The organism is Rhizobium chutanense, from assembly GCF_002531935.1.
Taxonomy (GTDB): Bacteria; Pseudomonadota; Alphaproteobacteria; order Rhizobiales; family Rhizobiaceae; genus Rhizobium; species Rhizobium chutanense.
In genome coordinates this window covers 62,358-73,551 of record NZ_NWSV01000003.1, presented here as the reverse complement: position 1 = coordinate 73,551, position 11,194 = coordinate 62,358, and the positions used below count along the sequence as shown (strand labels likewise).

Sequence of the window (11,194 nt, the reverse complement as noted above, 5' to 3'; positions counted from 1 at the left end):
CCAATCCTGACAAAGAAGCAGCACTCCGGCCCTACCAGCGCTGATGCACATGCGGCGCGATCAGCCGCTCGTAGATCTCGCGCGTTGCTGCCATGACATCGGCTGAAAGCGGCGCAAGGTCGGCAGCGGCTGCGTTGGCTTTCGCCTGCTCGCCATTGCGGGCGCCGGGGATGACGACGGTGACGGCTTCGGCCATCAGGATCCAGCGGAGCGCGAAGGCGGCCATCGTGGCGCCCTGGGGCACCAGCTTGCGCACCTCTTCCACCGCCTGCAGGCCGACCTCGAAAGGCACGCCGGCAAAGGTCTCGCCGACATCGAAGGCTTCGCCGTTGCGGTTGAAATTGCGATGGTCGTCGTTGGCAAAATGCGTCTCCCGGGTGATCTTGCCGGAGAGCAGGCCGCTTGCCAGCGGCACGCGGGCGATGATCGCTACATTCCGGCGGCGCGCTTCCTGGAAGAACAGGTGATCGGGGCGCTGGCGGAAGATATTGTAGATGATCTGGATGCTGACGACGCCGGGATATTCGATCGCCTTCAGCCCGTCCTCGACCTTTTCGACGCTGACGCCGTAGCCCTTGATCTTGCCGGCCTGCTGCAGCGCGTCGAGAGCCTCGAAGACTTCGGGCTGGTAAAGCACCTCGCGCGGCGGGCAATGCAACTGCACGAGGTCGAGGCTGTCGACGGCAAGATTTGTCAAGCTGCGGTCGATGAAGCCTTCAAGATTGGCCTTGCTGTAGCCTTCCGCGACATGCGGGTTGAGGCGGCGCCCCGCCTTGGTGGCGACCATCGGCCGTTCGCCGCCACGGGTTTTCAGCACGTCGGCGATGATTTTTTCCGAGCGGCCGTCGCCATAGACGTCAGCCGTATCGATGAAGGTCATGCCGGCATCGAGCGCGGCATTCAGCGCCGCGCCGCCGTCCGCCTCGCTGATGTCGCCCCAGGAACCGCCGATCTGCCAGGCGCCGAAACCGACATTGGTGACCGTGAAGGGCATGCGGCCGAAAGCATGGTGTTTCATGAAAAAATCCTTCGTAAGTGATGAAAGACACTGGCCTATCAGGCAGGCGACTATGCGGCAATTGTCGATCCGGCCTTGATTGGGCGCCTCGATGAAATATCGTTCCGCGGCAAGGCTTCAACTGCAATGAAAAGGAAAGACCATGGAGATCAAACCCGCCGGCTCCAGCCCCTCGACGAAGCCGCCGGCCGACTATTTCACCGGCGCCGTCCGCCAGGATCCGTTGATGGAGCCGCCGGCGCCGGCCCGAGTGAAGGCAACCTCCGTCACCTTCGAACCCGGTGCCCGCACCGCCTGGCATACGCATCCGCTCGGCCAGACGTTGGTCGTCACCTCAGGTAAGGGCCTCGCCCAGAGCTGGGGCGAGGAAATCCGCGAAATCCGCGCCGGCGACACCGTCTGGTTCGCGCCGGGTGAAAAACACTGGCATGGCGCTGCCCCGGACACGGCAATGGTGCATATCGCCATTCACGAGGCGTTGGATGGCAAGCACGTCGACTGGATGGAAAAGGTCAGCGACGCGCAATATTCCGGCAAGGCCTGAGCCAATCAAAGCCGTTTCAGGCAATAGGAAAAATGCGCGTGCGATTCGACCGTCAGGAACTCGAATTGCCAGCCGTAATCCTTGCAGAATTTGGTGACTGCCTCGACGACGCCATAGACGATCGGCTTCACCGTGTTGCCGGTGCAGAAATCATGCCCGGCAATGCGCCCCGTCCGCTTCACCTTCTTGTCGCAGAGCAGCAGCTCCTGCCAGGTGAGCTCGAAGGAATGGTCGGTATCGATATAGGCCCAGTCGAGGAAATCGTCCTCGAATTCGGCAAGCTTCTCGAGCGACGTGCCCTGCATCAGATGCAGCCGGCCGGCCGCGATCTCGGCCGCGAAATTCGTATGGATCGCGTCGAGCCCGGAGCTGTAGCGATCCATCGACCAGGGATCGATGAGATAGAGCTGCGCCGGCCGGTTCTTTTCCAGGATCTCCGCCGTATATTCGCCGAAGGCGGCACCCACCTCGACGCCGATGCCGCCGTTCGGGATGCGGTAAAGCAGCTCGCCGCGATCCGGCAGCAGCCGGGCGTTTTCCATATGATGGGCGCTGAGCGGAGTGCGCGGCATGCTCGCCCGGAGCGCCTGCCTGTCTTCACGTGTCTTCATCTTTGAACTCGGGATTGCGGGACCGACGGCCCTGATGCGGTTTGACGAGAAGGTAGGAGCGACTGATGTCGATGACAACCGCATGACAGGAATTTGCTTCTTTCGGACAAACCGTTAAGTTGCCCCTGTGGACTGACGGAAAAGCCTCGGGAGGAGCGATTTCATGAGACGCATGTGGCCTGAAGAATTCAACGCCATCATCAGCGGAGCGGAGGAGGTGACGTTGGAAGCACCCGCCGAGGCCGGCGAAGCGCCGCGCAAGGCGCTGAAGGCGCGAATCACCATGCAGGATTACGAGCGGATCTGGCCGCTCGCAGAGATGCGTTTCCGGCTTGGCGACAGGGATGGCAAGGCCATCACCCTGATCACCACCAACCCCCATTACCACGCCTGGCACCCGAAGGACGGCGGCAGCGTCGATTCCGTGTCGGACAGCGGCCGCCACTACAAGACGGATTATCTCGTCGTGCACTTCCTGCTCGACGACGTGAAGGAAACATCTCCGGCCTGATAGGCCGAGGCCCGGTGCGGCCGGAAGCCGCACCGGCGTTTGTTGACGCCGAGTTGATCCCGACGCTGATGACAACAGCGGCGATATCGCTAAGTTTGGCGAACCATATTCTTTAAAAAATTTGGAGGTTCCCGTGACGGGCAACGTGCTGGATATCCCGGTCAAGACTGTGGATGGACGCGAGACCACGCTCAACGACTACAAGGGCAGGGTGCTCCTTGTCGTCAATGTCGCCTCGAAATGCGGGCTGACGCCGCAATATGAGGGGCTGGAAAAGCTCTATGGCGAAAAGCGCGAACGCGGCTTCGTCATCGCCGCTTTCCCGGCTAATGATTTCAAGGGCCAGGAGCCCGGCACCGACGCCGAGATTCTCGATTTCTGCACCAGCACCTATGACGTCACCTTCCCGATCTTCTCGAAGATCTCGGTCAAGGGCGAGGCTCAGCACCCGCTTTACCGGCAGCTGACCAAATCGGGTGTGGCAACCACGGGCGAAGGCCCGATGCGCGAACGCCTGAAATCCCACGGCCTAGCAGGCGGCGACGAGGACGACATCCTCTGGAACTTCGAAAAATTCCTGATCGGCCGCGACGGCAAGGTTGCCGCTCGATTTGCGCCTGACGTGACGGCAGATGATTCGCGGCTGGTTTCGGCGGTGGATAAAGAACTGGCGAAGGGATGAATGGCGGGCAATGCGCGCGCCAGACAGAGGGTCGCTCACTCCCGCGATCGCGCTGTCGAATCGAAGAGAATGAGCAAGCGCCCCGGCGGAGTTCATCAATGCCGCGGGAAAAACGCCGCTTCGGAATCCCGAAATTCACCGCTTCGGGAATCCGAAATCCGCGGCGTTTCGCGCGGTGATGGCAGGAAAAAACACCCAATGATTTCAATCTCGCAGCCAATTTCGGGAATCCGAAGTGCTATATAGAGTCTGGTGGGAGTTCCCAGCCAAGGCACCTGGCCACGAACCGGAGACCCTGTGGCAGTCACAGAGCCACGGATGCCATCGGACGACCAAACGCGTCTGGGCTGCAATGATTCGCAAAAGCAGAGCAGGCTTCAGATCCCAAGCACGGTCACAAGCGGCGGCGTAAAGTCCTTGAAGCCGAGTCTCGGCCAGTCGCACCTGATATCAAACTGCGTCTTTGGCACGTGGCGCTGGCATTTCGGATTCGTCTTGAAGGCGTATCCGGGCAGGCTGACATAGATGGCACTTGGCGTGCAAAAGGCAATCGCGATGCACAGGGTCAATGCGGAGCTGAGAGCCCTCACGGCACACCTCCAGGCGTCATAAGCCTCCAAACGCGGAGACTTTCCGGGCCGCGATTCTCCCACTTTTGCCGAGCCCCATCCATTCGCCCAATAGGAGGTGGAAGGTGGGCCGGAGTAGTCCGTTTTGGTGGAGCGCAACCTTTCTGGCGGCGCGCAGCCTCTCGACCCGGCAGGCGCTATAGGATCAGCGAGCCAATGGGGACCAGATATGCCGACGAAGCAGCCGCAGGGGATCAGTCTGCCAGCCCGCGATATCATGCGGCCATTTTGGTATAGCAAAGGAAAAAATGGTGGGCGATGAGAGACTCGAACTCCCGACATCCTCGGTGTAAACGAGGCGCTCTACCAACTGAGCTAATCGCCCATCGCTAGCGAAGCCGGATCGGCCTGCCGCGTTGGTGGCCGTGATCTATGCGGATCGCGGCAAAACCGCAAGAGTGTTTGTGAAGATTTTTTGATTTTTTTGGCGGCGGTCGCGCTCGCTGCCGTGTCGACCGGGCGCGGCGGGGCTGTGGATAAGGGGGAGGGGAAGGCGGTGGGCATGTCGGCTTCGGCTGTGCCGTCGGCTTCGATCGGGCGTCCATGCTGCCGCGGGAAACGGAATTGCCGGCTTTTCCTTGGCTCCCTGCGGGCTTTGCCGAAACAATTCAACGGCTGTCATGGTTTTGTCTCCAAACCTGCTTGACACTAAAAGACGAACCCCGTAGTTAGCCGCTCATCGAAACGGGCAGCCGTTTTGGTGAGGGTGCGAAGGCATCCGGATTGCTTGAAATGAAGTGCGGGTGTAGCTCAGTCGGTTAGAGTGCCGGCCTGTCACGCCGGAGGTCGCGGGTTCGAGCCCCGTCACTCGCGCCATTTCAAAGCCGGCGTCAACTTGTCGCCGTCCGGTTCTTCCGTCCGTTATGCGCGGGTGTAGCTCAGTCGGTTAGAGTGCCGGCCTGTCACGCCGGAGGTCGCGGGTTCGAGCCCCGTCACTCGCGCCATTTTCTTCTGAAAGCCATGCAGTTTCCAGTGGTCAGACATGCAGCTTCAGGCGGCTTGGGCGAATTTGTCGCGACATCGTTGCATCTGCTTGATAATGTCCGCGCGCGACGCGTCGAATTGCCTCTGTAAATCTCTTGCGCCGGGGCTTCGGCTGCGCTAACCACGGCTTGTTGCAACGCACGTTCGCTTGCCGGGCATTTGCCCAAATGTGCCGCCTGGCGCCTCCGGCAAGCAGGGATGAACATGATGACTGAACTGCTCAGTTCCTATATTCCGATCGCCATCTTCATCGGTATCGCGCTCGTTATCGGCTTGGCGCTGCTCATTGCGCCGTTCGCCGTCGCCTTCAAAGCGCCCGATTCGGAAAAGCTTTCGGCTTACGAATGCGGCTTCAACGCTTTCGACGACGCCCGCATGAAGTTCGACATCCGTTTCTACCTCGTGTCGATCCTCTTCATCATCTTCGACCTCGAAGTCGCCTTCCTCTTCCCTTGGGCTGTTTCCTTCGGCGCCATCGGCTGGTTCGGCTTCTGGTCCATGATGGTCTTCCTCTTCGTGCTGACCATCGGCTTTATCTATGAATGGAAAAAGGGAGCCCTGGAATGGGAGTAGCCCCTGTGAGCAATCAGCCGCTCGTTGCCCAGCAGCCGAAGGGGATCATCGATCCCTCCACCGGCAAGCCGATCGGCAGCAACGACGCCTTTTTCGGCGAGATCAACAACGAGCTCGCCGACAAGGGTTTCCTCGTCACCTCGACCGACGAACTGATCAACTGGGCCCGTACCGGCTCGCTGATGTGGATGACCTTTGGTCTTGCCTGCTGCGCTGTCGAAATGATGCAGCTGTCGATGCCGCGTTACGACGTCGAGCGCTTCGGCTTCGCGCCGCGCGCCTCGCCGCGCCAGTCCGACGTCATGATCGTCGCCGGCACGCTGACCAACAAGATGGCGCCGGCGCTGCGCAAGGTCTACGACCAGATGCCCGAGCCGCGCTACGTCATTTCGATGGGCTCCTGCGCCAATGGCGGCGGTTACTATCACTATTCCTATTCGGTGGTGCGCGGCTGCGACCGCATCGTGCCGATCGATATCTACGTGCCGGGCTGTCCCCCCACGGCAGAGGCGCTGCTCTACGGCGTGCTTCTGCTGCAGAAGAAGATCCGGCGCACCGGCACGATCGAACGCTAAGGGTTAAGGACTAGGCATATGAGTGAAGCCCTGACTGAGCTTGCGTCCTACCTTGGCGAAGCGCGCGGCAATCTGATTGCTGCCTCGCAGCTGAAGTATGGCGAGCTGACGCTGACGACGACGGGTGAAAACCTGATCGCGCTGCTGACCTTTCTGCGCGACGACGCCAAATGCGGCTTCGTCAACCTGATCGATATTTGCGGCGTCGACTGGCCGCAGCGCGAGCTGCGTTTCGACGTCGTCTATCACCTGTTGTCGCCGAAGCAGAACCTGCGCATCCGCGTCAAGGTCGCAACCGACGAAGATACGCCGGTTCCCTCGGCCTGTGCGGTCCACCCCGGCGCCGACTGGTTCGAACGCGAGACCTGGGACATGTACGGCGTGCTCTTCACCGGCCATCCGGATCTGCGCCGCATCCTCACCGACTACGGCTTCGAAGGCCACCCGCTGCGCAAGGACTTCCCAACGACAGGCTTCGTCGAAGTCCGCTACGACGATGCCGCGAAGCGCGTCGTCTATGAGCCGGTCGAGTTGAAACAAGAGTTCCGAAACTTCGACTTCATGTCGCCTTGGGAGGGCACGGAGTATGTGCTGCCGGGGGATGAGAAGGCGAAGCAGTAAAGGCGAATAGTGAGTAGCGAATAGCGAATAGTTGGAAGGGGCGGGCAGACGATAAACTCCTATAAGGATCTCAAAGTCTGGCAGATGGCGATCGATCTCGCGGTGGATTGTTATCAGCTGACCAGAAAGTTTCCCAAGGAGGAGGTTTACGGTCTGACGGCTCAGATACGCAGGGCGGCGACTTCGATCGCAGCCAATATTGCTGAAGGACACGGACGTGAAGTCACGGGAAGTTTCATTCAGTTTCTGCGCATCTCCCAAGGTTCGCTGAAGGAATTGGAAACGCATATGCTCATCTCTCATCGCATCGGTCTGATCGGCGAGGGTGAGTTCGGGCAGATGACCGGAAAGTGCGACGAGATCGGACGAATGATTCGAGCGCTGATACGGAGTCTCCAGGAGAAATGATGAGACCGAACGAAACTATTCGCTATTCGCCATTCGCTATTCGCTTGATTGGCAACGCGTTTGGCATGGAGCAAGCAGCATGACCGAACATAACGTCCGCAACTTCAACATCAATTTCGGACCGCAGCATCCGGCGGCGCACGGCGTTCTTCGTCTTGTCCTGGAGCTTGACGGCGAAATTGTGGAGCGGGTCGATCCGCATATCGGCTTGCTGCATCGCGGCACCGAGAAGCTGATCGAGACCAAGACCTATCTGCAGGCCGTGCCCTATTTCGATCGTCTCGATTACGTCGCGCCGATGAACCAGGAGCATGCCTATGCTCTGGCCGTTGAAAAGCTGCTCGGCATCGAGATCCCGATCCGCGGCCAGCTGATCCGCGTTCTCTATTCGGAAATCGGCCGCATCCTCTCGCATCTGCTGAACGTCACGACGCAGGCGATGGACGTCGGCGCGCTGACGCCGCCGCTCTGGGGCTTTGAAGAGCGTGAAAAGCTGATGGTGTTCTACGAGCGCGCCAGCGGCTCGCGCATGCACGCAGCTTACGTCCGTCCGGGCGGCGTCCACCAGGACCTGCCGGAAAAGCTCGTGCAGGATATCGGCGACTGGTGCGATCCCTTCCTGAAGGCGCTCGACGACATCGACAATCTGTTGACCGGCAACCGCATCTTCAAGCAGCGCAACGTCGATATCGGCGTCGTCTCGCTGGAGGATTGCTGGGCCTGGGGCTTTTCCGGCGTCATGGTGCGCGGTTCGGGTGCGGCCTGGGATCTGCGTCGCGCCCAGCCCTACGAATGTTATTCCGATCTCGAATTCGACATTCCGATCGGCAAGAACGGCGACAACTACGACCGTTATCTGATTCGCATGATCGAGATGCGCCAATCGGTGCGCATCATGAAGCAATGCGTCAACCGCCTGCTGTCGGATGCCAAGACCGGTCCTTATTCGTCGATCGACGGCAAGGTCGTGCCGCCGAAGCGCGGCGAGATGAAGCGCTCGATGGAAGCGCTGATCCACCACTTCAAGCTCTATACCGAAGGCTACCACGTGCCGGCCGGCGAAGTTTACGCCGCCGTCGAGGCGCCGAAGGGCGAGTTCGGCGTTTATCTCGTCTCCGACGGCACCAACAAGCCGTATCGCTGCAAGATTCGCGCTCCCGGTTACGCCCATCTGCAGGCGATGGACTTCATGTGCCGCGGCCATCAGCTTGCCGACGTCGCAGCCGTTCTCGGCTCGCTCGATATCGTCTTCGGCGAGGTGGACCGCTGATGCAGCGTCTGCCGCTTGCCGTCGCACTCCTTCTTGCGGCATCCGGGGTTTCGGCTCAGGAGGCCGATACCCTCGGCACGCCGCTCGGCCATAAGGAAGTGACGCCGCCGGCGGCACAAACGTCCATGGGCGATCTTTTGTCCAAGGGCTATCAGATCAAGGCTGCCATTCCGAATGGCAGCAAATTCGTCGTATTTATGCAGAAAGACCAGTCGGCCTATGCCTGCGAAATGCAGTCTTTGACCGCTTCGCGGTGTGGAACCCTAAACTGATAAGGCGTGAGGAAGAATGTCCGTTCGTCGATTAGCCGAAGATCAATTTCAGCCTGCCGCATTCGCTTTCAGCGATGAAAATGCGGTCTGGGCGGACAAGACGATCCAGAAATACCCCTCCGGCCGCCAGCAATCGGCGGTCATCCCGCTGTTGATGCGGGCGCAGGAGCAGGACGGCTGGGTCACGCGCGCGGCGATCGAAAAGATCGCCGACATGCTCGATATGGCCTATATTAGGGTGCTCGAGGTCGCGACCTTCTATACGCAGTTCCAGCTGCATCCCGTCGGCACGCGCGCCCATGTCCAGGTCTGCGGCACGACGCCCTGCATGCTGCGCGGCTCGGAAGCGCTGATGTCGGTCTGCAAGAGCAAGATTCATGCCCACGCCTTCGAGCGCAATGCCGAGGGGACGCTGTCCTGGGAAGAGGTCGAATGTCTTGGCGCCTGCGTCAATGCCCCGATGGTGATGATCGGCAAGGACACCTATGAGGACCTGACCCCCGAACGCCTCGAAGAGATCATCGATACCTTTGCCGCCGGCAATGGCGCCAGCATCAAGCCGGGCACCCAGATCGATCGCATATTCTCGGCGCCCGAAGGCGGCCTGACCTCGCTGACGACGGAAGAGCCGAAGGCAAGGACACGCGCCAAAAAGACGGATGCCGAAACCATTTCGGCCCCGGTCGACGCCGCCCCGGTTCCGCCGTCGGAGGCTGCCCGCCCGAAGAGCACCGATGCCGAAACCAATGCCGCCCTGAAGACGCCGGCAACGGCGCCGAAGGCCGCTGCCAAGAATGCCAAGGCTGCCGAGCAGCAGCCGATATCGGGCACCGCGGCTGCCGAACCGGCGCCGGCGCCCGTCAAGGCCGAAGCTGCCTCGGCGGCAAAGCCTGCTTTGACCGACAAGAACCGTCCGGCCGGCATCGAAAAACCCGCCGCACCGGATGATCTGAAGATGATTTCGGGCGTCGGCCCGAAGATCGAGGCGACGTTGAACGAGATCGGCATCTTCACCTTCGCGCAGGTCGCGGGCTGGAAGAAGGCCGAGCGCGAATGGGTCGACGGCTACCTGAACTTCCGCGGCCGCATCGAGCGCGACGACTGGGTCAAGCAGGCCAAGGCGCTCGCCAAGGGCGGCGAAGCGGAATATATCAAGGTCTTCGGCAAGAAGCCGCGGTAAGAGGTGAAGCATGTTACAAGATAAAGACCGCATCTTTACCAACATCTACGGCCTCAAGGACAAGTCCCTGAAGGGCGCGATGAGCCGCGGCCACTGGGACGGCACCAAGCAGATCCTCGAAAAGGGTCGCGACTGGATTATCAACGAGATGAAGGCATCGGGCCTGCGCGGCCGCGGCGGCGCCGGTTTCCCCACGGGTCTCAAATGGTCCTTCATGCCGAAGGAAAGCGACGGCCGCCCGCACTACCTCGTCGTCAACGCCGACGAATCGGAGCCCGGCACCTGCAAGGACCGCGACATCATGCGCCACGATCCGCATACGCTGATCGAAGGCTGCGTCGTCGCGAGCTTCGCCATGGGCGCCAATGCCGCCTATATCTACGTGCGCGGCGAATATATAAGAGAGCGCGAAGCGCTGCAGGCGGCGATCGACGAATGTTATGACTACGGCCTGCTCGGCAAAAACAACAAGCTCGGCTGGGACATGGACATTTTCGTCCATCACGGCGCCGGCGCCTATATCTGCGGCGAGGAAACCGCGCTGCTCGAAAGCCTGGAAGGCAAGAAGGGCCAGCCGCGCCTGAAGCCGCCGTTCCCGGCTAATATGGGCCTCTACGGCTGCCCGACGACCGTCAACAACGTCGAATCGATCGCGGTCGCGCCGACCATCCTGCGCCGCGGCGCCGGCTGGTTCTCGGCCATCGGCCGTCCGAACAATGTCGGCACCAAGCTGTTCATGCTCTCCGGCCACGTCAACAAGCCGTGCACCGTCGAAGAGGAAATGGGCATCACCTTCCGCGAACTGGTCGACCGCCACGCCGGCGGCATCCGCGGCGGCTGGGACAATCTGCTCGCCGTCATTCCGGGCGGAGCATCCTGCCCGATCGTTCCGGCCAAGGACATCATCGACTGCCCGATGGATTTCGACGGTCTGCGCGGCGTTGGTTCCTCCTTCGGCACGGCCGCCGCGATCGTCATGGACAAGTCCACCGACGTCATCAAGGCGATCGCCCGCATCTCCGCCTTCTTCAAGCATGAGAGCTGCGGCCAGTGCACGCCGTGCCGCGAAGGCACCGGCTGGATGTGGCGCGTGATGGAGCGCATGGCCAAGGGCAATGCCCAGAAGCGCGAAATCGACATGCTGTTCCAGGTGACGAAGCAAATCGAAGGCCACACCATCTGTGCGCTCGGCGACGCCGCCGCATGGCCGGTGCAGGGTCTGATCCGTAACTTCCGTCCGGAGATCGAAAAGCGCATCGACCAGTATACGGCGAGCGCGCTCGATCACGGTGCGGTTCTGGAGGCGGCTGAATAAT

At 60.9% G+C, this 11,194-nt stretch carries 14 protein-coding genes and 3 tRNA genes; 13 read left to right on the top strand and 4 right to left on the bottom strand.

The window, feature by feature from the left end:
- Positions 1-31: 31 nt before the first annotated feature.
- Positions 32-1,018: an aldo/keto reductase gene (locus CO666_RS05380; protein ID WP_097611088.1), complete on the bottom strand. Its 987-nt coding sequence runs from the start codon at positions 1,016-1,018 to the stop codon at positions 32-34.
- A gap of 142 nt (positions 1,019-1,160) precedes the next feature.
- Here CO666_RS05380 and CO666_RS05375 point away from each other — a divergent pair, with 142 nt between their 5' ends.
- Complete coding sequence (locus CO666_RS05375) at positions 1,161-1,562, top strand: (R)-mandelonitrile lyase (RefSeq protein ID WP_097611087.1); 402 nt, start codon at positions 1,161-1,163, stop codon at positions 1,560-1,562.
- Between the two features lie 5 nt (positions 1,563-1,567).
- On the opposite strand, the gene CO666_RS05370 is transcribed toward CO666_RS05375, so the two are convergent.
- Positions 1,568-2,173 (bottom strand): class I SAM-dependent methyltransferase, encoded by a 606-nt coding sequence (locus CO666_RS05370; protein ID WP_097611086.1) that lies wholly within the window; start codon positions 2,171-2,173, stop codon positions 1,568-1,570.
- 163 nt (positions 2,174-2,336) lie between these two features.
- Between CO666_RS05370 and CO666_RS05365 the strand changes: the two genes are divergently transcribed.
- Entirely contained in the window at positions 2,337-2,684 is a 348-nt protein-coding gene (locus tag CO666_RS05365) for a hypothetical protein (RefSeq protein ID WP_097611085.1), read from the top strand.
- A 133-nt stretch (positions 2,685-2,817) separates the two neighbouring features.
- Positions 2,818-3,366, top strand: a complete 549-nt coding sequence (locus CO666_RS05360; protein ID WP_097611084.1) for a glutathione peroxidase — start codon at positions 2,818-2,820, stop codon at positions 3,364-3,366.
- A 377-nt stretch (positions 3,367-3,743) separates the two neighbouring features.
- On the opposite strand, the gene CO666_RS35000 is transcribed toward CO666_RS05360, so the two are convergent.
- Together CO666_RS35000 and CO666_RS05350 are read right to left on the bottom strand one after the other, a co-directional pair.
- Positions 3,744-3,956 carry a hypothetical protein gene (locus CO666_RS35000; RefSeq protein ID WP_097611398.1) on the bottom strand — a complete coding sequence of 71 codons (213 nt, stop codon included), beginning with the start codon at positions 3,954-3,956 and terminating at the stop codon, positions 3,744-3,746.
- 288 nt (positions 3,957-4,244) lie between these two features.
- Positions 4,245-4,320, bottom strand: a tRNA-Val gene (locus tag CO666_RS05350).
- A gap of 414 nt (positions 4,321-4,734) precedes the next feature.
- Here CO666_RS05350 and CO666_RS05345 point away from each other — a divergent pair.
- The 10 genes from CO666_RS05345 (at position 4,735) to nuoF (ending at position 11,193) form a co-directional block, all read left to right on the top strand.
- Positions 4,735-4,811 (top strand) — tRNA-Asp (locus CO666_RS05345).
- 51 nt (positions 4,812-4,862) lie between these two features.
- Positions 4,863-4,939: transfer RNA gene (locus CO666_RS05340), tRNA-Asp, on the top strand.
- A gap of 247 nt (positions 4,940-5,186) precedes the next feature.
- Entirely contained in the window at positions 5,187-5,552 is a 366-nt protein-coding gene (locus tag CO666_RS05335; RefSeq protein ID WP_097611397.1) for an NADH-quinone oxidoreductase subunit A, read from the top strand.
- On the top strand, positions 5,543-6,127 hold the full coding sequence (locus CO666_RS05330) for a NuoB/complex I 20 kDa subunit family protein (protein WP_003578567.1): 585 nt from the start codon (positions 5,543-5,545) through the stop codon (positions 6,125-6,127). Before CO666_RS05335 ends, CO666_RS05330 begins: the two co-directional genes overlap by 10 nt.
- A gap of 18 nt (positions 6,128-6,145) precedes the next feature.
- The gene (locus CO666_RS05325) at positions 6,146-6,748 is read left to right on the top strand and encodes an NADH-quinone oxidoreductase subunit C (protein ID WP_097611083.1); all 603 of its coding nucleotides are present in this window, start codon (positions 6,146-6,148) and stop codon (positions 6,746-6,748) included.
- Between the two features lie 51 nt (positions 6,749-6,799).
- Positions 6,800-7,156, top strand: coding sequence for a four helix bundle protein (locus tag CO666_RS05320; RefSeq protein ID WP_280951781.1), 357 nt, complete (start codon positions 6,800-6,802; stop codon positions 7,154-7,156).
- 79 nt (positions 7,157-7,235) lie between these two features.
- Positions 7,236-8,426 (top strand): NADH-quinone oxidoreductase subunit D, encoded by a 1,191-nt coding sequence (locus tag CO666_RS05315; protein WP_097611081.1) that lies wholly within the window; start codon positions 7,236-7,238, stop codon positions 8,424-8,426.
- Positions 8,426-8,698, top strand: coding sequence for a hypothetical protein (locus CO666_RS05310; protein WP_010068055.1), 273 nt, complete (start codon positions 8,426-8,428; stop codon positions 8,696-8,698). Before CO666_RS05315 ends, CO666_RS05310 begins: the two co-directional genes overlap by 1 nt.
- A gap of 16 nt (positions 8,699-8,714) precedes the next feature.
- A complete protein-coding gene (locus CO666_RS05305) occupies positions 8,715-9,878 on the top strand; it encodes an NADH-quinone oxidoreductase subunit E (protein WP_097611080.1) in 1,164 nt (387 codons plus the stop codon).
- Positions 9,879-9,888: 10 nt separating this feature from the next.
- A complete protein-coding gene (gene nuoF, locus CO666_RS05300; protein ID WP_003558451.1) occupies positions 9,889-11,193 on the top strand; it encodes an NADH-quinone oxidoreductase subunit NuoF in 1,305 nt (434 codons plus the stop codon).
- The last annotated feature ends 1 nt before the right edge of the window (position 11,194 follow it).

Coding starts and splice junctions, on each gene's coding strand:
- CO666_RS05380 (WP_097611088.1), bottom strand. CDS start 1,018: ATGAAACACCATGCTTTCGGCCGCATGCCCTTCACGGTCACCAATGTC.
- CO666_RS05375 (WP_097611087.1), top strand. CDS start 1,161: ATGGAGATCAAACCCGCCGGCTCCAGCCCCTCGACGAAGCCGCCGGCC.
- CO666_RS05370 (WP_097611086.1), bottom strand. CDS start 2,173: ATGAAGACACGTGAAGACAGGCAGGCGCTCCGGGCGAGCATGCCGCGC.
- CO666_RS05365 (WP_097611085.1), top strand. CDS start 2,337: ATGAGACGCATGTGGCCTGAAGAATTCAACGCCATCATCAGCGGAGCG.
- CO666_RS05335 (WP_097611397.1), top strand. CDS start 5,187: ATGACTGAACTGCTCAGTTCCTATATTCCGATCGCCATCTTCATCGGT.
- CO666_RS05330 (WP_003578567.1), top strand. CDS start 5,543: ATGGGAGTAGCCCCTGTGAGCAATCAGCCGCTCGTTGCCCAGCAGCCG.
- CO666_RS05325 (WP_097611083.1), top strand. CDS start 6,146: ATGAGTGAAGCCCTGACTGAGCTTGCGTCCTACCTTGGCGAAGCGCGC.
- CO666_RS05315 (WP_097611081.1), top strand. CDS start 7,236: ATGACCGAACATAACGTCCGCAACTTCAACATCAATTTCGGACCGCAG.
- CO666_RS05310 (WP_010068055.1), top strand. CDS start 8,426: ATGCAGCGTCTGCCGCTTGCCGTCGCACTCCTTCTTGCGGCATCCGGG.
- CO666_RS05305 (WP_097611080.1), top strand. CDS start 8,715: ATGTCCGTTCGTCGATTAGCCGAAGATCAATTTCAGCCTGCCGCATTC.
- nuoF (WP_003558451.1), top strand. CDS start 9,889: ATGTTACAAGATAAAGACCGCATCTTTACCAACATCTACGGCCTCAAG.